This is a genomic window from Zwartia lucis (assembly GCF_965234455.1).
GTDB classification, from domain to species: domain Bacteria; phylum Pseudomonadota; class Gammaproteobacteria; order Burkholderiales; family Burkholderiaceae_B; genus Zwartia; species Zwartia lucis.
On sequence record NZ_OZ248472.1, the window covers coordinates 356,541 to 380,989 of the forward strand.

Genomic DNA, 24,449 nt, shown 5'->3' on the forward strand with positions numbered 1-24,449 from the left:
AAAATGTCAGTAAAAATGACTGAGTTAGAAAACAAAAAACTCTTTCCACTCACCGGCGCTCAGCGAAATGTCTGGTTTCATCAAAAGGTCGATTTAAACGCGACTGCCTACAATGCGGGTCAACATATCGTGATCGAGGGTGACCTTGACACAGAAAGACTTGACCGTATTCAAAAAAAGCTTGTTCAAGATACTGAGATCCTGAGTCTTCGCTTCGTAGAGGTTGATCAAACACCGTATCAGACCTTTTTTCCTTTATCTGCTCCCGCTCTCGCGCAATGGGATCTCCGAAACGAGCCTAATCCGGAGCTTGCTAGTCAAGACCTACTGCACACGCAACAACATCTCCCCTTTGATCTTCAAGAGGGCCCTCTTTTTCGTTTTGGTCTGATTAGACTTGCGGAGCAACGCTGGATTTGGTTTTGGTTTTATCACCACATCATCATGGATGGCGCGGGTGTTGCAAGTATGTTTTCAAGATTGGTTCAGTCGTACTGTGCAAACGAATTAATACCTCCTAAAACGGCTCTTTCTTGGCTAGAAGCCGTTCAAGAAGATGACGACTACAGACATAGTCCGCAATGGGATGAAGATCGTCAATATTGGCAAGAAACCTTAACCGGCATCGAAGTCCCGGCGAGTCTCACCTCTCAGCCTGCGATCCTGGGCGATCTACAGGTTTGTCAAACCACCAGTGTTCATTTAGAAAGAACAGATTTTGAACGCATCCTCTCTTGGGGAAAAGAACATCACCTGAGCCCCTACCCTTGCTTTGCTGCCGCAGTTGCGGCTTACCTATCGCGCATGACGGGTCAGCAAGATCTCTGCTTAGGTTGCCCAACAGATGGGCGCAATCGAAAGACTCGTTCAACACCAGGCATGCTGACAAACGTACTTTCGCTACGTAGTCATGTCGCTGCTCAAGCGACTCTTCTCGCTGTTGCACGCCAATTCTCTCTTCAACTCAAACAAGCACTTAGACACAGGCAATTTCCCTTTGGAGAAATCGTTAAGCAACGACTCCAGCAAAACCAGTCTGAGCCCTTTTCAATGTTGGTCAATCTTGAAAGTTTTGATCATCATGCTGACTTTGGAACGGCGCAAGGCTCTCTGTATACGGAGTCCTCCGAACCTGTTGCAGACTTGCAATTATTCATTTTTGATAGAAATGATGAGGGTCCAATCGAACTTCGTCTTGCCTATCACCCAAAGCGGTATACCGCTTTGCAGGCGCATCAGCACTTAGTCAATATTGCTCAACTCACTAAACTTTTACCGTTCCACGGTCAAAACAGCATTGCCTCATTTTCATTACTCGATCCTTCGCAACGCGCGAGCATCATTGAGGAGTCTTGCGGCCCCGTGCGGGACTTGTCCGACCAGCCTCTCACGCTTGCCGCCCTCTTTGCCGCTCAGGTTGCGGCCAGCCCTCACGCTCCAGCACTCCTCTTTGAACAGAGCATAGGAGAGCACGCGAGTATGCCCTTTGCCGAGCTCGATGCTCGATCGAACCAACTCGCGCGTCACCTCATTGCTTTGGGCTGTGGTCCCGACCATATCGTGGCCGTGTTACTCGATCGCTCGCCACAATTAATCGTGGCCATGCTGGCTGTCCTCAAAGCCGGAGCCGCCTATCTGCCCCTTGACCCAGAGCTGCCGACCTCACGCCTGCAGTTCATGCTCGCAGATAGTCAGACGCGTTTGCTCCTGAGCGACAGCAATCTCTTGGAGCGGCTTGCCTCTGCCGGAGCGTCCACGCACGACGTTGCCATGCCCGCTCATCGGGATCTGAATGATCCGCGTATTGTCGCTGAGCTCAGTGCGCTTCCTGCCACTGCGATTGCGCCGCATGAACGCACTCAGGCGCTTGACCCTGAGCATCTTGCTTATTTGATCTACACCTCAGGCTCGACAGGCACCCCCAAGGGTGCGGGCAATACCCATCAAGCGGTCGTCAATCGCCTGATCTGGATGCAAGACACCATGCAGTTGGCGTCACGCGACCGGGTTTTACAAAAAACCGCGATCGGCTTTGATGTCGCCGTCTGGGAGTGGTTTTTACCTCTTATGGCGGGTGCTGCTTTAGTCATTGCCCGCCCAGAGGGTCAAAAGGATCCGGCGTATCTCAAGTCTGTGATCGAACAACACCATGTCAGCGTCATGCACTTTGTGCCCTCCATGCTGGCGGTGTTTCTTGAGTCGCTCGAGGCGCAGGACTGCCCCTCGCTCAAGCAAATCGTCACCAGTGGCGAGGCGCTCAGTGGTGCGGTCCAGGCCCAGACCTTTCGTCAGCTGCCCCAGACCCGTTTGTGGAATCTCTATGGTCCGACCGAAGCGGCGATCGACGTCTCGGTCTGGCCTTGTCGCCAAGCCGATGACACACTGACCCCTCCCATCGGGTACCCGATCTGGAATACGCAGCTCTTTATTTTGGACAGCATGCTCGAACCCCTCCCGAACGGGGTCGTGGGTGAGCTCTATATCGCTGGAACGAACCTCGCCCGTGGATACCTCGGGCGCAGCGGCTTGACGGCGGAACGCTTTATCGCGTGTCCCTTCGCGGCCAAGGGCGCGCGCATGTACCGCACAGGCGATCTGGCACGCCGACGCGAAGATGGCGCGATCGAATACTTGGGACGCGCCGATGATCAAGTCAAGATCCGCGGCTATCGCATTGAGCTTGGAGAGATACAAGCGAGCTTGCTGGCACAAAATCCAGCGCTTGCTCAAGCGGAAGTCATCACGCGCAAGATCCAGGGTGATCAGAGACTAGTGGCCTACCTGGTGACGCGTCAGGGTCAAGACGCTGTGCAGGCCGAAGTGCTGCGCAATGGCTTGCTGGCGTCCTTGCCTGAATACATGGTGCCCTCTTACTTTGTCTACGTGCCCGCCTTTCCTCTGAGCGCCAACGGCAAGCTCGATCGGCGCGCACTGCCAGACCCAGAGATTGGACGTGTGTCAGAGACCTATCGCGCACCGCGCAATACCTCCGAAGACTTGCTCTGCAAACTCTTTGCTGAAATCACAGGTGCTCAACAGGTCAGCATCGATGATGGCTTCTTTGCGCTGGGTGGAGATAGTATTTCAGCCATTCGGCTCGTGAGTCGAGTCCGTGCTCATGGTTTTCTATTGAATGTCCGTGATATTTTCAAAAACCAGAGTCCCGCTTTACTTGCGCCTGTCCTGCAAGAAACTCAAACTGACGCACCAAAAGTTGTCTGGGAAATTGAAGGAGAGATTCCAGCACTCCCCATATACCTTGAATATCTCAGCATCAACAAGAGACTTGATCAATTTAACCAAACCGTTGTGTTGCAAGCACCTCAGTCATTATCTTACGAGTCGGTTTGTCAGGCCTACCACGCGCTTTCCAAACATCATGGCGCACTGCGCCTGCGCACCGAAGGTGAAGGTCTACAAACAACTTTTATTATTGATCCTGTCGATGCAGCGCTGAACTCAAAGATCGATATTCTTGATTTATCCGCGCATGATCCTGCTCAGGCCGAGCTTGCGTTACATCGAGCGATTGACACCTTGAGTGACAAGCTCAATCCAAGCCTTCCAGGGTTGATGAAAGCCGCGCTCTGGGTCAAACGAAACAATGCCCCCGCGTTACTTGTCCTCACACTTCATCACTTTGTCGTCGATGGCGTGTCTTGGCGCATCTTGCTCGATGATTTAAAAACACTCACCTCGAATCCAGTCGGATCTTTACCTGATAGAACGATGTCTTTACGCGCTTGGGCGCAAAGCTTGAGCGACGAAGGTCAGCTTGGAAAGCGTCGTCACGAAGAGGCACTTTGGTTGCTGCAGGAGGAAGGTATCGATACCTTACCTCAGGATCATGCTATCGCATCAGACGCGAATACACAGCAGTCCGTCGTGACCATTCATGGGCAACTCAATAAAGCTCAAACAGACCAAGTGGTTCAATCGCAAGCCGTCTATCACGGTGGCATGAACGATATTTTGCTTGCGGCACTCGGGCTCGGTGTCAAGCAATGGAGTCTTGACCAATATCAACAAACACTCGGCGATTTTTTAATAGCGCTCGAAGGTCATGGACGTGAAAACGATACCGATCTTTCACAAACAGTCGGCTGGTTAACTAGTATTTTTCCCCTCCGACTCGAAGTAGGCGATCTGAATCCACAGGATAGAAAGAGTCCTGGCCATGCGATTCGCCGTGTTAAGGACCGGCTGCGTTCGATGCCTGACAAAGGTCTTGGCTATGGCGTGCTGCGTTATTTGGATCAAAGCAGCAAGATTGCGCAGTCCAATGTTGCACAACCGCAATTAGTCTTTAATTATCTAGGTCAATCCGAGAAAAAAATCTCAAACATCGACCAATGGAGCGTTGCAGAAGGCTATGCCAGCACCTCTCAGGACGCACCAGATCGAAAGCGTCTACACCTCATCGACATCAATGCCAATATTGACGCCACGGGTTCACTGCAATTTAATTTAAATTTCTGTAGCGCAGCCTATTCAAAGGCTTCTATGGAACGCCTGCTCCAAAGCTTTACGTTGAGCCTCAACGCGGTTGCGGAGCATTGCCTGCATCATCCACTTGAAAATACGCATACCCCTTCCGACTATCCTCTGACTTCACTGAGCAAACATCACGGTCAACTTTTAGAGCAACGTGTCCTAGATCAATTGGTGCAGCAATATCCAGACCTCGAAGATATTGTTCCGCTCACACCCTCGCAACAAGGTCTCGCGTTTGAAAGTATGGCCCGGGCTGTCGGGTCTGAAGATCCCTATCACATTCAAATTATTCTGATTGTTCAAGGAAAATTAGATATACCCGCAATGCAACGGGCGTGGTCGCGTGTCATCAAAAGACATGCCATCCTACGTTTACGACTGGCTCCTTCGGAAATCGCGCCAGGACTTGGCATCATCGGTGGAGAGTTAACCTATGACCAGAAAATTCTAGATCTGCATGGCGATTATGCTGAGCGTCTCGATCAAATTCAAAAAATTGACTTAGACGAAAAATTTTCTTTTGAACAAGCGCCCCTTGTGCGACTGAGAATTGGGGATCTCGGCCATCAAAAACATGCGCTCTTGATTTCTAAACATCACTTGATTCTTGACGGCTGGTCATTGCCCGTCCTGATGCGAGAACTTGCGCACATCTACGATTGTGATGTCCGTGGTTTACCAGAAAAACTAAACCGACCATTCATGTGGCAGGAGTATTTGAAATGGCTCGCCGCGCAAGATCTTGAGGTCGCCCGACGCTATTGGAGTGCACATCTCAGCGAGCTGACTGAACCCAGTCGATTGCAGCTCTCAGCACCCAATACATCAACGCCTGGCACTGGAGCGCTTTACTTTAATTTTGACCAAGCCTTAAATGATCAGTTCGAGGCCTTTTCTAAGCAGCACGGTCTGACGCAGGCGAGCGTTCTCATGGGACTGTATGCGCTTGTGCTGGGCCGAACGAGCCAACTTTCTGACATCGTCATCGGCAGTGTGCACAACGGTCGTGCCAATAGCCTGAGTGGTATTGATCAAGCGATCGGTTTATTTATCGATACCTTGCCTCTTTTCATGCATTTGCCTGCAGGTGAGTCTCTTGTTCAGTGGCTCCTACAGCAACAAACGGCACAATCCGAGCAGGATGCGCACTCGCACATCGGACTCGCTGCGATACAAAGCTTAGCGGGATTCCCGGGTTCGTCCATATTTGAAGCACTTTTTGTATTTGAAAACTTTCCAACCGATACCGCAACGATTCCTGTAGGGGATTTGAAAGTCCTTGAAAGCTTAGGCCATGACGGTACAAACTATCCTTTAGCGCTCGGTGCTATACCGGGCAACACGCTCTCTCTGCGCCTGACCTATGACTTAACGCGTATTAAGGCTTCAGATGCTCAGCATCTTTTAGACTGTCTTTGCCACTTAATTCAATCATTGCCCCGCATTGCGCATACCCCGCTTGCCGCGATTGCATTGCTCGAGGCGCCCGAAGAACAACAGCTCATCAACCAGTCCAAGGGAAGCGTGATCCCTGCGGATGCGTCTATCGTCGACCTGACCGCACTTTTCGCTCAGCAAGTCTCTGTTCAACCTGATTTACCAGCGTTGATGACTCAGGATCAGCAGCATGTGATGACGCTCAGTTACGCTGAGCTCGATGCGCGCACGAATCAGTTAGCGAGACATCTCATAAACGAAGGGATCGGTCCTGGACAAATCATTGCCTTGCTGCTGGAGCGCTCTGAGGCGTTACTCGTGTCCACCTTGGCCGTCCTGAAGACTGGCGCGGCATATCTCCCTCTTGATCCCGGCTATCCCGCAGCCAGGCTCGAATACATCCTAAAAGACAGTCAAGTGCAATGTGTCATTAGTAATAACGCACTGTACGACGCATTGCAAAGTTCGATCGAGTCTGAACTTCCAGAGTTGTTGGATTTTGAAGATCCAATCCTCGAAATTCGACTATCGATGCAACTTGAATCCGCCATCCAAGATCACGATCGAATCGCCCCACTCCACCCTCAATCACTGGCTTATTTGATCTACACCTCTGGCTCAACAGGTCAACCCAAAGCCGTAGGTATTTCTCACCTCTCCGCGGTCAATCTCGCGCAAGCACAGCTCAGTATTTTTAAACTGGATCATACAGACAGAGTTTTACAGTTTGCTTCTCAAGCTTTTGACGCAAGTGTTTGGGAAATGCTGCTCGCCTTTGGCTCAGGCGCAGCTTTGGTGATTCCTGAGCAATCCACCCGCACAGATGCGGCTGCTCGACTCGCCCTTGATCTTCAGACTTTTGGTGTGACGCATGCAACACTGCCTCCGGTATTGGTTGCAGCCTTAGATATCGAGGTCCTGAAATCTCTCAACACACTCGTGGTTGCGGGCGAGGCATGCTCGCCTGAGATTGTTGCTCGCTTTGCAAGCCATTTAAAGATGTTCAATGCTTATGGTCCGACGGAAACCACCGTCTGCGCGACCATCAGTCCAGCATTGAACCCAGAGATCGATGCTTATCCAGGCGCAGGACCCGTCACGATTGGTCAGCCGCTTGCCAATATGCAAGTCTTCCTGCTTGATCCCTCCCTGCAACCCGTTCAAAACGGCATGCAAGGCGAACTCTACGTCGCTGGAACGGGTTTAGCACGAGGCTATATCGGCCGACCAGGTTTAACGGCCGAGCGTTTTGTGGCATGTCCTTTTGGTGAACCAGGGATGCGCATGTATCGAACAGGCGATATGGCGCGTCGACGCGACGATGGTGCGATCGAGTTTATTGGGCGCAAGGATGATCAGGTCAAAATCCATGGATACCGTATCGAGCTCGGAGAAATCGAGTCCGCGATTCGTGCCTTAGATAGCTCTCTCACCCAAGTTGCCGTCATCGCGCGTGAAATGGGCGCAGATCAAAAACTCGTCGCCTATATCGTTCAAACAGAAGATCAACCCGCACTTGAGATTGATGCGTTAAAACAAGGACTCGCTGCGTCTTTACCTGAATACATGGTGCCAAACTATTTTGTCATCATTTCAGAATTGCCCTTTACACCGAATGGAAAACTAGATCGCCGCACCCTACCCGCACCCACGCAGCAAACTGGATCAAGCGCCAAAAAATCGGCAAGTTCCCAAGAGGAGCAGATCTTATGCGAGATCTTCGAGACGCTCACTAATCACAAAAACATCAGCGTCGATGATCATTTCTTCGCCCTCGGTGGTGACAGTATCTCGGTGATCCGCTTGGTCAGTCTTGCTCGCGCAAAAGGCTTGTCATTGACTGTTAGAGACGTCTTTACGCATCAGTCACCTGAAGCATTGGCCGCCATTGCCCAACCCGTCGAACAAGCCAGCACACAGATTGTTTGGCAAGAAAATGGTGCGGTCCCTGCGTTACCGGTCTTTCAGGCCTTTTGGGAACAAAAAGGCTCACTCAAACACTTTAACCAAGCTGTTTTATTGGATGCACCCGCCCATGTCGGTGCCTCCATGGTCAAGCAGGCTTTAGAACAAATACGGGCGCATCACGGCGCGCTTCGACTTCATTGCGAAACGGTCAATCACGCCCATCAACTCGTAATCGATGAAGTCGACAAGCTGCCACCCATCGCGTTCTTTGAATTGGACCTGAGTGCCCAAGAACCTGTTCAGGCTCGACAACAACTCATAGAAAGATTTCTCAATCTGAGCGACGATCTCGATCCCGCTCAGCCCGGCGCGCTGATGGTTGGGCTCTGGATCACTCAACCTGACGGATCGCACCAACTTGCACTAGTCATTCATCACTATGCTGTGGATGGTGTTTCCTGGCGTGTGCTCATTGATGATCTTCAGGCTCTGACAAGCCCAGAGCTCAAGGCGTTGCCAGCGCCAAGCATGTCCTTGCGCGCCTGGGCGGAAACCCTCGCATCACAGGGATTACAAGGGTCCCGTCGAGGCGAAGAAGCCTTTTGGCTTGAGCAAATTCAAAGCGTCTCCACTCTGCCTGTCAAGGCGCACTTTGACAAAGAGCTCAATACCGTTGGCGCCTCCGAGACTTATCACTGCACCCTCAGTTTGAAGGACACCGAAAGGCTCGTCTCTGCACCCGCCATCTATCAAGGTGGTATCAATGATCTTTTCCTGACGGCACTCGGTTTTTCAATTGCACAGTGGTCTGAGAGCCGCTTTCAGCATCCTGTCGGCAATGTGGTTGTGCATCTCGAGGGCCACGGTCGAGAGCTCGACGCGGAGTTGTCCAGGACCGTCGGATGGCTCACGAGCCTATTTCCGGTTAGCGTAAAAATCGATGATCTGAATGCGCAACACTCCAATGACTTAGGCATTGCGATACAGCGCGTTAAAGAGGTCCTTCGTGGCATGGCCGACAAGGGTCTCGGATATGGGATTTTGAAATATCTCGATCCGAATAGTCAACTTTCGCGCATGCCTTCCCCAGGCATAGAAATCGGCTTCAATTACCTCGGGCGATTCGAGCAATCAACCGTCAATGCACGTCATTGGAACATGGCTGAAGGTGGACTGATTGGTGCTAAAGATGATCCAAATCGTCAACGCATGCATGTTCTTGACTTCAACACAGCCATCAATCCTTCTGGTTGTTTAACGATTTCCATCACCTTTAGTACCCTCGCACATGAGCTGAGTGATGTTGAGGACTTAGCAAAACGATTTCAAGAGCAACTGTTCGCGCTGAGCGATCATTGCTTGGATGCCCCCCTCGCTCATCGTCGCACATTGTCTGATTTTAAATTTCTCCATCAAAATCCGGACTTTGCAAGCCACATCGATCAAGGCATGCTCAATACGATCGGGGATCTCTATCCTGATTTTGAAGATATTGTGCCTCTTACCCCTCTTCAACAAGGATTGGCTTTTGAAAGCTTATCCTTAGAGGTCAACGAAAAAGATCCATACCACGTTCATCTATTACTGACTTTTACCGGACAGTTCGACAGTCATGCCATGCAAAGAGCTTGGCGCGCACTTGTTAAGCGTCATATTGTGATGCGACTTGCCGTAGCGCCTGCTTGGTCACCCGGCGGCTTAGGCATTGTCTTGCATCAAGATGCCATCGACTATCAAATCCTTGAATTAACAGGTCGTTCAGAGGAGCGGATTCAGCAAATTAAAGAGATCGACTTTCAACGTCGTTACGATCTCACTCAAGGTCCGCTCATCAGGTTTTATGAGGCATCCTTAGGGCCCCATGAATGGGCAGTCTTGATCTCCAACCATCATCTTATTTTGGATGGTTGGTCTCTCCCTATTCTCACCTCCGAACTCGCTCAATTGTATGAAGCCGAATGTGCGCAAGTCGCCATCGCCCTTGATACGCCGTTTGAATGGCGGAATCATCTCCAATGGCTTGCGGACCAAGATTTCGTGAGTGCGCGTGACTACTGGAAAAAATATCTGGGCGAGCTGACAAGTCCTAATCGACTGGATCTGCCCATCCCAAAAGAAATAAAAATAGGGATGGCAAACATCGAGTTGGCCCTTGATGCAACCACTTCACACACGTTTGAAACCGTTTCTCGACAACAAGGTGTGACGCAAGCTTCACTCTTACAAGGTCTCTTCGCACTGGTTTTAGCGCGCAGAAGTAAACTCGATGAAATTGTGATTGGAAGTGTTCGCAATGGACGGACCAGTCCGCTCGCACGCATTGATCGAGGCACCGGTCTTTTCATCAACACCTTGCCCATGTTTACCACCCTGCATCCGGGTCAAACACTCATTGAATGGGTTCGCGAACAGCAAATCGCGATGGCGGATCAAGATACCTATGGACATATTGGCTTAAGAGAGATTCAGCACATTGTTGGTATGACTGGCACGCCACTCTTTGAAGCCATGTTTGTCTTCGAAAACTACCCTGTTGAACAGTCTGTTCAAAAAATCGGACAACTGACGCTCACACATGCTCAAAGTGAGGATGGCAATCATTATCCAATCGGGCTGTCTGCACTCACTGGCGAAGTTTTGACCTTACGCCTAGGGTTTGATCAGACAAAACTGGACCTCAGTCAGGCACAAGAAATTTTGGAGCAAATCACGCGATTAATACGCAATTTGCCCAACATCATCGAGATGGCACTCGCCGCCATTCCACTGATTGATGTCACTGACCGCAAAGCCTTGCTTGAAAGCGGCGCAGGTAAAAATGTTCTTGTCGAGCCCTCCATTTTGTCAATTTTGGATATCTTTGACAAACAATTTACCGTCTGTGCTGACAAGCTGGCATTGTCGAGTCAAGATCCGTCTACTTCCGTCAACATGACTTTTGCCGAACTCAATGCACGCGCCAATCAACTGGCTCGGCATTTGATGGCTCGAGGCGTGGGGCCCGATGATATTGTGGGCATCATGCTCGATCCTTCGGCTGAACTGGTTGTCGCCTTACTGGGCATCATGCGTGCAGGTGCGGCCTATCTGCCGCTCGCGACCGACTATCCCACACAGCGCTTGGCTTACATGCTGCACGATAGCCAAGCCAAGCAATTTATCAGTACCGCCTCGATCGCCCAAGCCTTTCAACAATCAGGGAATCAATCGATTCCCGACATGCTCGATTTATCAGATCCTGCCCTCATCAAGCGCCTCGATACCTATGCGGTGACGGCTGTGCTCGATCATGAAAGGAAGTCGCCATTACGCGCTGAGAATTTAGCCTATCTTATTTATACTTCGGGCAGTACTGGTTTGCCAAAGGGTGTCGCACTGTCACACTCTGGCTTGGTCAACTATGTCTCATGGGCGATGGACGCGTACAAGCTCGATACTGGAAATGGCGCACCCATCAATACCTCGATCGCTTTTGACGCGACCATCACCAGTTTATGGCTTCCTTTGATTTCCGGTAAAACGGTTCACTTTTTAGACAAAAACAATCAAATTGAAGCCTTGGCAGAAAGTCTACAAAGCCATCAAGATTATTCACTCGTTAAATTGACACCTGTCCATCTTGATGCATTGCGTCATTTATTGCCCTCTGAAACTTTAGCTCATCAAACACATTCCTATGTGATTGGCGGCGAACAGTTAACCGCCGCTACGGTTGAGTTTTGGCGCAAATATGCCCCCAAGACAAGATTGATTAACGAGTATGGTCCGACTGAAACGGTCGTAGGTTGCTGCGTATACGAAGTCAGTGAACAGACCTCGCGAGACGGCGTCATTCCAATCGGCATGCCTATTTGGAATACTCAACTCTATCTTTTAGATCCACATTTAGACCTTGTGTCCGATGAAACTGTTGGAGAACTTTATATTGGTGGCTCGGGATTGGCGCGAGGATATTTGGGACGCCAAGGGCTGACGTCAGAACGCTTCATTGCCTGCCCTTTTGGTGAACCAGGCGCACGCATGTACCGTACAGGTGATTTGGCCAGACGACGTGAAGATGGCGTGCTTGTATATCTGGGTCGCGTAGATGACCAAGTCAAAATTCGAGGCTATCGCATCGAGCTTGGCGAAATTGAAACAGCGCTCCTGAATCATATCGATGATTTGGCGCATGCTGTCGTGATCACAAAAAAGATGGCGGACGATTTGCGACTGGTCGCCTATCTCGTGCCGATCACAGATAAAAAACCTGTGGATGCCGCAACGATCAAAACAGTGCTTGGGCAACATCTGCCTGAGCATATGATACCCACTACTTTTATCACGATCGATGCCTTGCCTTTAACACCCAATGGCAAACTTGACCGAAGCAAACTTCCAGAGCCGATTCCAGAGCATACGCTCAAGACCTTGATTGAACCAAAAAATGAACGAGAAAGAATTTTTTGTGCACTCTTTGAAAGCCTGACTGGATGCGAACACGTCAATCCTGACGATAGTTTTTTTGCGATCGGTGGCGATAGTATTCTTTCCATCCGTTTAGTGAGTCGCGCACGCTCACAGCATCTGATTATTACTGTCAAAGATATCTTTAAATATCAGACACCCGCAGAGTTAGCTCATATCGCGCGCTCAGCGAATCAAGAAAGTGCAGCGCCTGCCTGGCCTGAGGATGGACAGTTCATCCCACTTCCCATTTATCATGATTTTATCGATGCGGGTGGTTCGCTGAAGCGGTTTAATCAAACCGCTTGTTTAATCGCACCGCCTGTGGTCACCTTTGAACAGGTTGGGGTCTATCTTCAAACGCTGATGACGCGTCATGCCGCACTGCGCATGCGAACCGTTCAACATGAGGAAAAATTAGAATTCTTGATTGACCCCTGGTCAAACCAAAAACCGTCCCTCAAGCTTCTTGATCTGACCCACCTTGAGGAGCAACACGCTGAACGTGCGCTGACTGAGGCCATCCATGACTTAAGCATGACGCTCTCACCCGAGCATGGCCAAATGGTGTCTGCACTTTGGGTATGCCGACAGGCGCATCCCCCGATGCTGGTGTTGACCATTCATCATTATTCGATTGATGGCGTCTCTTGGAGGATTTTGATCGAAGATCTGAATGATCTTTTATCCGCGCAAACACAAGGCGCAGCCCCTAAGACCATGTCCTTTGTCGCATGGTGTCATTTTATTTCTCAGCAAGGCTTGACGGGTCAGCGTCGTCGCGAAGAACCTCTTTGGCTATCACAGGTTCAGCATATCCAGCCGTTGCCAACGACTTTTATGACAGACAAGACAGACACCTTAGAGCATGCCGCTCATGTGTCTGGAAAATTGACACGGGAAATCACGACACAACTTTTACGCGTCCCTGACCTTTATTTTGGTGGTATCAATGATGTGTTGCTGGCGGCATTAGGCCTGACACTCTCTCAATGGTCTTTGGATGAATTTGAATATGATTTAGGTGATCCAGTCATCATGCTCGAAGGGCACGGCCGCGAAGGTGACCAAGATGTTTCAAAAACAGTGGGTTGGTTTACGACGTCCTTTCCCTTGCGCTTAAAGGTTGCAGATCTTTCAACACCCTTGACGCCCGATTCAATGGGCCGCGCGATTCAGCGCGTCAAAGAAAGCTTGCGCGCACTGCCTGATAAAGGCATGGGCTATGGAATATTGCGTCACTTGGACGCAGAAAGTAGTCTTAAGCAAGCTGCTTCATGTCCGCCACAAGTCTTATTCAATTATCTAGGTCGATTTGAACAATCAACAATTCAAGCCGGCGAATGGAGCCTCGCCGAAAATGGTTTAACGAGTTCAGGAGATTCGGCGGATCGCCCACGACTGTACGCGCTCGAAATCAATGCCATGATCAATCACGAAGGGGCATTTGTCTTTGGCGTGAGCTATTCAACGCTCTTACATAGCGAGAAAGTCATGACTCAATTCGCCAAGCGATTTGAGACCATGCTTGCGCACATCACCTCACAATCTTTGACAAATCCTTTGAGGATATGTCATACGCCTTCAGACTTTACAAGCATCCCGTTGGATAATGAATTTAAACCGCGTCTTGATCAGCAGCAACTCGATACGGTGTTGAATTTGTATCCCGATGTCGAGGACATCATTCCGTTAACGGCGCTCCAACAGGGACTTGCTTATGAAAGCTCGGCGCTTGAGCCCGCTGCCCGTGACCCCTATCATGTCCAGATTATTTTGACGCTTCATGGAAAAATCCATCAAGAAGCGATGTGGCGTGCGTGGACCACGCTGACAGCGCGACACAGCATCCTACGCCTAGCGATGGTGCCCGCTGCCGTCGCGCCAGGTTTCGGAGTCATTCGTCGCACCACAGGTCTTGGTATGGAATCCGTCACCTTGACGGGCTCACCCTCCGAAAGAAAAGCAGCATTGCTACAACATGACCTCTCACAGCCCTTTTCACTTGAAACAGGCCCACTCGCGAAAATGTATCTATGCGAGCTTGACGCGCATTCCCATGCTCTCCTGTTAAGTAATCATCATCTCATTTTGGACGGATGGTCAAGCGCGATCTTGGGCAATGAGTTGTCAGCCTTGTATGAGGCTGAGCGAACAGGCTCTAGGGTTGAACTAGAAGCACCTTTTAACTGGCAAGAGCACCTGCAATGGGTGGCCTCTCAAGATCACGATAGAGCCTGCGCCTATTGGAAAAATCATCTCTCGGAACTCACTGTGCCCAGCAGAATTGAGTTTCCACCACCTAGCAAACCCATTCAAGGAATGGGTGAAGTTCAACGCACGCTGAGCCCTGCGCTTTCTGAGCATTTGAATCAAGTCGCGCGCGAACTGATGGTGACACAAGCCACCCTCTTTCAAGGCATGTTCGCACTCTTGTTGGGCAAAATGAACGGGCTTGATGAAATCGTCCTTGGCTGCGTCAGACATGGCCGCTCAAGCATGCTTGCGGGGATCGATCGCGCGCTCGGTTTATTTATCAACACCCTGCCTTTTTATCATCATATGAGGCCCGGGACGGTGCTCGCAGATTGGTTACGCGCGCAACAATCTGAGCTTGTCGAACAAGAGGCTTTTGAGCATCTCGGACTGACAGAGATTCAAGCATTATCAGGATTCTCTTCTGAATCTCTCTTTGATGCCTTGTTTGTTTTTGAAAATTATCCAGTCAATACCGTTAAAGATGCAGCGGGCGAACTTGTCGTCAGTCATGCTCAAGCGATTGATGGTAATCACTACCCTATTGCACTTTCTGTTGTTCCGGGTTCATCGATTCTGCTGCGCTTGACCTATGATCAGTCACGTCTTGATCATCCGTATGCGCAGGAGTTAGTGCGCCGTTTAGAAGCGATGCTCGAAGAACTTCCTTCTTTCATCCATGCAGACTTAACAGCATTGCCTCTGACGACAGGTCTTGAGCGTGAGGAAATCCTCGAGCGATCAAGTGGACCTGTGACGACTGACCGACACGCGCAGCCCAATCTTGTGGACTTATTAAGTACGCAAGCACGCAACACACCAGAGCGAATCGCGCTTTCTTATGTCCAGGCCAATGTTGATCGTGAAATGAGCTATGGCTCACTTGATCTGATCACCAATCGTCTGGCGCGACATTTTATTGCGCAAGGCATTGGCCCTGATCAAGTCGTGGCCATCATGTTGGATCGATCACCAGAATTGATCCTCGCGATTCTGGCGGTGCTGAAAGCTGGAGGCTCTTATCTGCCGCTTGACTCAAGTTACCCGAACGATAGACTGAATTACATGCTTGAGAACTCTAAAGCGGCGTTCCTTATTTCCACCGAGACGCTTCTGATTGATTCACTAGACCCGGAGATGCTTGTGAATCGTCACGTGACCATGATTTCCAAGGCATTGGAGTCTGAACACTTAGCGCAATATTCAGCGTCGCCCGTGACCGACGCGGATCGTCATCGTCCGCTCCGTTTAGATGATCTGGCCTATGTCATTTACACCTCGGGCAGCACGGGCCGTCCGAAAGGCGTTGGATTTATTCATGGTGCACTGTCCAACCTCATTCGATGGCAAGCCGCCACCGTCCCCGATCTGCCTGACTGCGTCCTTCAATACTCACCTATCAGCTTTGACGTTTCAGCCCAGGAAATTATCGCCACCTTAACAAGAGGTGCGAAGCTCGTTCTGATCGATGAGGAGTCCAGAAAAGACGGCTTCGCCATGCTTGAATATCTCGATCAGAAAAAAATCGACGTTTTACATGTTCCTTATGTCGTTCTTAGTAATCTGGCTCAGGCGAGTCAACACGACCTCAAAGACACATGGCCTGCGGCAGTGATCACGGCAGGCGAGCAATTGAAAATCACACCTGAAATCCGCCAAATATTTAGCAAGCATCCCGAAACGGTCCTACATAACCACTATGGACCGACTGAAACGCACGTTGTCAGTGCGTTCACGTTATCCACAACACCCCAACAGTGGGATGAGTTTCCACCCATCGGTAAACCGATCTGGAATACCCAGCTCTATATTCTTGATCCGTCACTGAACTTGGTGCCAGAGGGCGTCGTGGGTGAGTTATACATTGCAGGAATATCGCTCGCCCGAGGCTATCTCAACAAAGCAGCGCTGACGTCAGAACGATTTATCGCCAATCCATACGGTCCTCCCGGATCAAGGATGTACCGCACAGGCGATCTGGCACGCAGAGCGCCTGACGGTGACATTGACTACGTGGGTCGTGTCGATGATCAAGTCAAGATTCGCGGGTTCAGAGTAGAACTTGGCGAGGTCGAGGCCGCTTTGCTCAAGCTGATTCCTCAAATCAGTCAGGTTGCGGTGATCGCATCCGTTGCGAATGGCCATCAACGCTTGATTGCCTATATTGTGATGAATGCTGGTCATCCTTTGCCTGACTTGCATGCGATCCGTGCCTGGTTGACGCAAGCCTTACCGGATTACATGGTTCCAGCACACTTTATCGACTTGCCCGCACTTCCCCTGACGCCGAATGGTAAGTTAGATCGACGCTCCCTACCCGAACCAAGCGCCGCCACAAGAACAGATGACTACGCCTCACCGCGCTCAGCCCGCGAGGCTTATCTTTGCCGCCTCTTTGCGCAGCTCACCGGTACGGATCCTGTGGGTATCGACGATAGTTTCTTTAATATTGGCGGTCACTCTCTCTTGGCCATGCAGTTAGTGAGCCATTTAAAACTATCACTCGGTATCAAACTCAATTTGAGAGTGCTGTTTGAGCATCCAACGCCTAGACAGCTTGCGGCCAATTTGGAAACCTCCTCAAATTGGACCTACGAACCCCTCCTTCCGCTCAGAAAAACAGGAACTCGCCACCCTATTTTCTGTATTCACCCTGGAGGTGGAAACGGTACGGTTTACCAAAACCTCAAGGACGCGTTGCCTGAGGACTATCCTGTCTGGGCTTTACAAGCGCGCGGGCTTGAAGAGCATGAGCTTCCCCATGCAAACGTGTCTGAAATGGCCACAGCGTATATTCAGGCCATCCAAACCATACAACCCGAAGGCCCCTACCATCTGCTGGGCTGGTCCTTTGGAGGCACGATCGCACAAGAAATGACCGTCCAACTCGAGGCCATGTCTCAACAAGTCAGTCTGCTTGTTTTACTCGACACGGTGGCACAACCCAATTTGATTCAGAACGATGCACGCTCGGATGAAGAACAGTCAAACAAGATTCTTGAAAGCTCCGCACAATCGTTAGGCATCACCGATGAAGTGATCGACATCAATAACGAGTCATTCATTAAAAAGTTGATTCATAAAATGTCTCTACATCGACTGATCCCAGAATCCACTCCGCCTGAAACATTTAAACGAACCGTCACTCAAATGATCAGTGCCACCAAACTCACTGCAAGTCATTCGATCAAACCGTGCGAAGCCCCTATTATTTTTGTTCGTGCTGGCATGGAACCGATACCGGAAGATCCGTCCATGTTTGACTGGTCCACTCATACACAGAATGGTGTCTCACACGTGGAGATCCAATCATCACATAGTGCAATGTGGGAAACAGAACCCAGTATTGCGATTGCCAACGTGATCGTTCAACACCTCAACGCCGAGACGTCAGTCAACGTCATCCGCTCAAAAGAAATGGACAGCAAAAAATGACCACTATTATCGGAATTTCCGCTTTTTATCATGATGCGGCCGCGTGTCTCATCAAAGATGGAAAAATTATCGCTGCTGCGCAAGAAGAACGTTTCACCCGCATCAAGCATGACCAAAGCTTTCCTGCGCAATCCATTTCTTACTGTCTTGAAGCCGCACAGTGTCAAGCCAAGGATATTGATTATGTTGTGTTTTATGACAAGCCTTTGCTTAAATTTAATCGCTTAATTCAAACCTACTTGGCTTTCGCACCCAAGGGGTTTGAGTCTTTTGCCACGGCGATGCCGATCTGGTTAAAGGACAAACTTTTTCAAAAAAATCGCGTGATTACCGCATTAAAAGATACCCTTGATCCCAACGTCGATTGGAAGAAAAAACTCCTTTTTTCTGAACACCATTTGAGCCATGCCGCCAGTGCATTTTTTCCTTCTCCCTTTGAAGAGGCCGCCATATTGACGATGGATGGCGTTGGAGAATGGACGACCACATCGTTAGCGATTGGCCGTGGCTCAAACATCGAGGTGATTAAAGAAATTCACTTTCCTCACTCCCTGGGATTGCTCTACTCCGCCATCACTTACTACACCGGCTTTAAAGTGAACTCCGGCGAGTATAAAGTCATGGGCTTAGCCCCCTATGGTGAACCTCGTTACGCCGACCTGATCCGCAAACATCTCATCGAAGTCAGCGATGATGGCTCCTTTAGACTCAACATGCATTACTTCGACTATTGCACGGGCTTCACTATGACCAATCATCATTTTGATGACTTGTTTGGTGGACCACGCAGGAGCGAAGAGTCGGCACTCACCCAAAAAGAAATGGATCTTGCCGCCTCCATACAGCTTGTAACAGAAGAAATCGTCATCAAGATCGCACGCAATATTCGCCAGACCACGGGTTTAAAAAATCTCTGTCTCGCGGGAGGTGTCGCACTTAACTGCGTGGCAAACGGAAAACTGTTGCGAGAAAAGATTTTTGAAAATATCTGGATCCAACCAGCCGCGGGAGATGCGGGCGGAAGCGTAGGCGCGGCGTTAGCTGGCTATTATTTGATGCTCGAGCAGCCTCGCATCGTTCCAAAAGACCAGCAAGATGGCATGCATGGAGGATATCTTGGGCCAAGCTATGAGCAAACTGATATAGAGAAAAGATTAACGAGCGTCGGTGCACGTTTTACGTCTCACTCGTATGAAGAAACCATAGCGCTCACAGCGCAAGCGCTCAGCGATGGGAAAGCGGTCGGTTGGCATCAAGGACGTATGGAGTTCGGACCAAGATCCTTAGGCGGACGTTCGATTATCGCGGACCCACGTTCGCCCTCCGTTCAAAAACTATTGAACCTCAAAGTGAAATATCGTGAGTCCTTTCGACCTTTTGCACCGAGCGTATTAAAAGAGGACGCCGCACAATGGTTTGATCTCGATGTCGACAGCCCCTACATGCTTTTAGTGGCAGACGTTCATCCCTCAAAACGTTTACCTGAAAAAAATGAAGATAAAAATTTATTTGGCATTGATAAATTGAACGTTCCGCGCTCAAGTATTCCTGCCGTCACGCACGTGGACTACTCAGCTCGGGTTCAGACCGTACACGAAGAAACGAATAAAAAGTATTTTGACTTATTGACAGCGTTTAAAAAACTGACGGGCTGTCCCGTCATCGTCAATACATCGTTTAACGTGCGTGGCGAACCGATTGTCAGCACCCCCGAGGATGCCTTTCGCTGCTTGATGGGAACAGAGATCGAATTTCTGGTCGTGGGAAATTCTATTATGCGCAAAGAGGATCAAGATCCTGCTTTAAAGCTCGACTACAAAAATGCTTATGAACTGGATTAAAAATTACCACAGAGGATACGTTGCATTGGCAGGCTTTTTTTCTTTCTTCTTTTTAGGCAAAAAACCGCTTAACTTGCCCTTGATCCAATTTAATAATGATTTCATGAGAACCTCACACCAATGAATTAGCCTTGTTTGTGGAAAAAATTGGCATCGTACTTGGATGGCTTTCTATTAAACCAATAGCTTGATGATTGTTGAGGATTGAGTTTTAAAGGGTCGTAACCAATTAAACGTAGAACGATGGCGATCGGGGCTAAGATCAAAAAATAGACGATACGCAATAAGAAAGAACTCATTAGATGGACCATGACCAACCCTTTTAACAATGTCTTAATCAGTATATCCAAAAATGCAGAGATTACAAGCACTTGATGGTGGTCAACCCTCGCTAGAAGCCTTGCGCGCGCGCATTGCCTCTGGCATCACCAATGACGATGTTCTGTCTGTCGCGCAAACACTGTCTAATGAAAAGCTTAGGAGCATTACGAGCGAACGTTTAATCGACAACGTGCTACTAGCAAGATCTGTGTTTAAGCCGAACGCTTTTTATGGAACGAGACTCGCCGCAAATCAAAACGTCCTCATCGATGTCGATGCCTTGGGTGCACAAGATATAGACCTATTGGTCACCGATGGAGAAGGCATCGTCAAAAACCGAACCACTGACGACGACACCCAGAAAAGAAGAGCGCACGCACGCGCATCCAATAAAAAGATCATTACTTTTTTCGGTGGCTCGACCATTATGGGGACGGGGTGTCGCTTGCCTGCATTTACCATCCCGGCCTTAGTCGAACAAATTCTGTCCCTCAAACATCACATTGATGCTGTTTGCATCAATCGTGGCATTTTGGGTATGACCTCTCAGGATTCGTTCAATATGCTCGTCGCCGATGAGCTTCGAACTCCCCCAGATTTGGTCGTTTTTTATACGGGCTGGAATTGCGTTTTCAATCAGTCCGCTGTCCTTGCCTTATTGGATGATCAACTGCGATCTGTTGCCTCAAATACCTACCTTGGCATGAGTACGAGGCACATTGAGCATGGCATGCAATTGAGTCAGCAATTTAACGGGTTAGCCAGCTTAAAGAGAACAATCTGGCTTTCCCTCAACAAAACATTATCAACAATAGCCGCACTCTTTCAAACAAAAAAATGTCGTACCGTTTTGAATCATTTCCTTAGATTAGACCCAAACGTCAGTCACTCATTTGTTCCAGAGATTATCGACGCTATTACCGTTGGCGATACAAAGAAAATCGCGACAAACTGCGCGCAAGATTATCTACGACTCTCAAAACTGGCTCAAGCATGCTGCCAGGCCGAAAACGTCGGATTTTTAAATTTTATACAACCCTGTCTTTCATGGGGCAATAAACCCATGACAGCCGGAGAGCAAGAGTTTGTGAACCAGAGCCCCCCCATGGGCGGTGTTCAGCATGCATTCTATGCGCAGGTGGTCGCGAGCGCGACACCAGGGTATTTTCATGATCTAGGACATGTATTCGACTCAACGCCACAACAAGTCTACATTGATACCGGTCACTTAAATCCCTGTGGCAACTTTATTGTTGCGGAAAAAATTGCCGGTCAAATCGTGTTACAAATGAGCAAGACGTAAATGAATCGCTAAAGATATCTAAATCTATTATTTAACAGTCATGTTATCGAGAATCTGCCATCACCCCAATCTGCCCGAAATGCAAATCAGCTTCTAGACTCATTAAAGTCAGAAGACTCCCACTTCATCGTTTATTTATTGGTAGTAGTCGATATCGTTGAAACCACTGCAAAGTAATGTATTTAAAGTTTTTAGGCTTATTTTTTAAATCTAAATAGCACTCAATTAACTTTAAATTTATTCTTCAAGATAGTCTTAACTCATGCACGGTGCAATGCGCTCAGTTCGCTGAACGCTAGGCTACCAATGAAACCTTCGGCGATCGTTGTTAAAGAAACGCTGACTGATCCTGAACATTACCTCCCAAATACAGTTTTAAAGGAATGGTACGAAGATAGGTTGCAGCAATTAAAACGTGCTGATGCGTTGTTAGCGATCTCTGAGTATGTTCGACTTGATATTTTAAAACGACTGGATTTGCCTGGTTCCATTGTAAAAAATATTTCCGCAGGAACAAACCTCAAGTCCTCATCAAGTGATGATCTTGGAGATATCTTCGATTCAACGCCGCAACAAGTCTATATCGATACCGATCACTTAAATCCCTATGGCAATTTTATTGTTGCGAAAAAAATGGCCACTCAAATTGCGCTGCGCATGCGTGTAATAACTGCGACTTGATCTGACAGGAGTCCTATCAAATAAGTCTCGAAAACTTAATCTCTTTGTCATAAAAAAATAATATTCAGTTTTTAAGATGACTATTCTTAACCCACTGGAGTGAGAATATGTCTAGCTATATTAGTGATGATGATGGTGTATCTAATCAGTCAGCTAACGATCATTTGCATGATCTGATCGAACGTGAAATTGTTCGCAACCCCAACCGCCGCGGCTTGTTGAAATCCGGCGCAGCTTTGGGTTTGTTCGGTATTTTCGGCAGCGCCCTGACGGCCTGTGGCGGCAGCTCTGACCCAGCTATCATCAGCTCTGAACCCGCGCGTGGCAGTATCGGCTTCAAAGCCGTAGCAGTCAGCTCCGGCGATGCCATTGTTGTGCCCGAAGGTTACACCGCCGACATACTGTATCGCTGGGGTGACCCAATCAGTCTCAACGCCCCTGCGTTCTTGGGCGATGCAAGCCAGTCTTGGCAGGAGCAAGAACAACAGTCCGGTGACAACCACGACGGCATTAACTTTTTCCCATTTCCAGGTACCGATGGCAGCAGCCGCGGTATCCTCGCCATGAACCATGAGTACATCAACCCCGAGTACTTCCATGACGTAGCCAATTACAACAAGCCTAACATTCCTGCCAACACAAAAAAGCAGCTCGCTGCCCATGGTGTGTCGATCATCGAAGTTCAGCGCAATGCTTCAGGTAAGTGGGAATACGTCAAAAACTCCACTTATAACCGTCGTATTACCGGCTATACACCCATCACTATCACTGGCCCAGCTGCCGGCAACGCTCTGCTCAAAACCACCGCTGACACAACAGGTACAGAGGTTCTGGGTACGCTCAACAACTGTGGCGCTGGCCAGACTCCTTGGGGCACTTACATCACCTGTGAAGAGAACTTCAACGGTTACTTTGGTACAGAAGACGGAACCTGGAAACCCAATACCCTGCAAAACCGCTACGGTCTGTCTAAAACCGGCTTTGGTTACAACTGGCACAAGGGCGATTCTCGCTTTGACCTGAAGGAAAACCCCAACGAACCCAACCGGCACGGCTGGGTCGTAGAAATCGATCCTTACACACCTAGCAGCAAGCCCAAAAAGCGTACTGCTCTGGGCCGCTTTAAGCACGAAAACGCCGAATGTGTCCTGTCCAATACAAACAAAGCAGTCGTATATTCAGGCTGTGACGAGCGCAATGAGTACCTCTACAAATTCGTGTCGACCGGCACCTACATGCCAGCAGACAAGTCCAGCGGTGTAGACCTGTTGGATAGCGGTATCTTGTATGTGGCTAAATTTGAAGCGGGTACTGTGGCGGGCGACAACGAGGGCATGGGCGTTTGGATACCTTTGGTTCATGGCCAAAACGGCTTGACTCCCGAGAATGACTTTGCTGACCAGGCCGAGGTGTTGATTAAGGCCCGCCAGGCCGCTGACCGCGTCGGCGCCACCATGATGGATCGCCCAGAGTGGGTGGCTGCTAACCGCACAAAATCCGGTGAAGTGTTCCTGGCTTGCACTAACAACAACCGTCGTGGCAGCGCGTCACCTGCGACTTCTAACATGGTCAACGGTTCGACCAAGGCTGGTGATGCTAAACCAGCGATTGATGAAGCCAACCCCCGTGCTGTGAATAACTGGGGTCATGTCATCCGTATTAATGAAACGGGCGCCGACCATGCGGCCTTGGCATTCAAATGGGACATCTTCGTGATTGCCGGTAACCCGGCTTTGGACGGTGCCAAGAAGGGCTCGAGCAACATCGATGCCAGTAACACCTTTAACTCTCCCGATGGCATTCAGGTCGACCCCGAAGGCCGTCTCTGGATCCAATCTGACGGCAATTTCTCCAACACGGGTGACTACCTTAATCAGGGCAATAACCAAATGTTAGTGGCCGACCTCTCCACCAAAAAAATCACCCGTTTCTTGGTGGGCCCTTCAGGCTGCGAAGTCACAGGCGTTTGCTGGACACCCGATGGTCGTACCATGTTCATCAATATCCAGCATCCAGGTGAAATCGGTAGTCATCCTAATGCGCCTCAAGCCTATAAGGATGTCGGCAACGATGCTGTCTTGCAAGGGGAATGGGTTTCTAAGAATCCAACTGTCTTTTCAAAATGGCCTGATGGTCCAACGGGTGGTCGCCCACGCTCGGGCACAGTGGTCATCCGTAAGAACGACGGTGGCGTGATCGGTACCTGATGTACATAGCCATGGTTGGCTTGCCAACTTAGAACTGTTGTTTTGCTTGGGCCACCACCCTTGTGGTGGCCCTTTCAAATTTAAAGGGCAACAAGAAATGTTTTCGTACCTTGATTATCC

6 protein-coding genes are annotated in these 24,449 nt (G+C 49.5%); 5 read left to right on the top strand and 1 reads right to left on the bottom strand.

Going from position 1 to position 24,449, the window contains the following annotated elements; translation table 11 throughout:
- The first annotated feature begins 15 nt into the window (after nt 1–15).
- Complete coding sequence (locus tag AC8GE9_RS01755) at nt 16–17,976, top strand: amino acid adenylation domain-containing protein (protein ID WP_506675388.1); 17,961 nt, start codon at nt 16–18, stop codon at nt 17,974–17,976.
- Complete coding sequence (locus tag AC8GE9_RS01760) at nt 17,973–19,817, top strand: carbamoyltransferase family protein (RefSeq protein ID WP_506675389.1); 1,845 nt, start codon at nt 17,973–17,975, stop codon at nt 19,815–19,817. Before AC8GE9_RS01755 ends, AC8GE9_RS01760 begins: the two co-directional genes overlap by 4 nt.
- A gap of 125 nt (nt 19,818–19,942) precedes the next feature.
- On the opposite strand, the gene AC8GE9_RS01765 is transcribed toward AC8GE9_RS01760, so the two are convergent.
- On the bottom strand, nt 19,943–20,128 hold the full coding sequence (locus AC8GE9_RS01765; RefSeq protein ID WP_506675390.1) for an SxtJ family membrane protein: 186 nt from the start codon (nt 20,126–20,128) through the stop codon (nt 19,943–19,945).
- Between the two features lie 41 nt (nt 20,129–20,169).
- Here AC8GE9_RS01765 and AC8GE9_RS01770 point away from each other — a divergent pair, with 41 nt between their 5' ends.
- The 3 genes from AC8GE9_RS01770 (at nt 20,170) to AC8GE9_RS01780 (ending at nt 24,329) form a co-directional block, all read left to right on the top strand.
- Entirely contained in the window at nt 20,170–21,441 is a 1,272-nt protein-coding gene (locus AC8GE9_RS01770; RefSeq protein ID WP_506675391.1) for an SGNH/GDSL hydrolase family protein, read from the top strand.
- Nucleotides 21,442–21,747: 306 nt separating this feature from the next.
- On the top strand, nt 21,748–22,122 hold the full coding sequence (locus tag AC8GE9_RS01775; protein ID WP_506675392.1) for a hypothetical protein: 375 nt from the start codon (nt 21,748–21,750) through the stop codon (nt 22,120–22,122).
- A gap of 107 nt (nt 22,123–22,229) precedes the next feature.
- Nucleotides 22,230–24,329, top strand: a complete 2,100-nt coding sequence (locus AC8GE9_RS01780) for a PhoX family protein (RefSeq protein ID WP_506675393.1) — start codon at nt 22,230–22,232, stop codon at nt 24,327–24,329.
- The last annotated feature ends 120 nt before the right edge of the window (nt 24,330–24,449 follow it).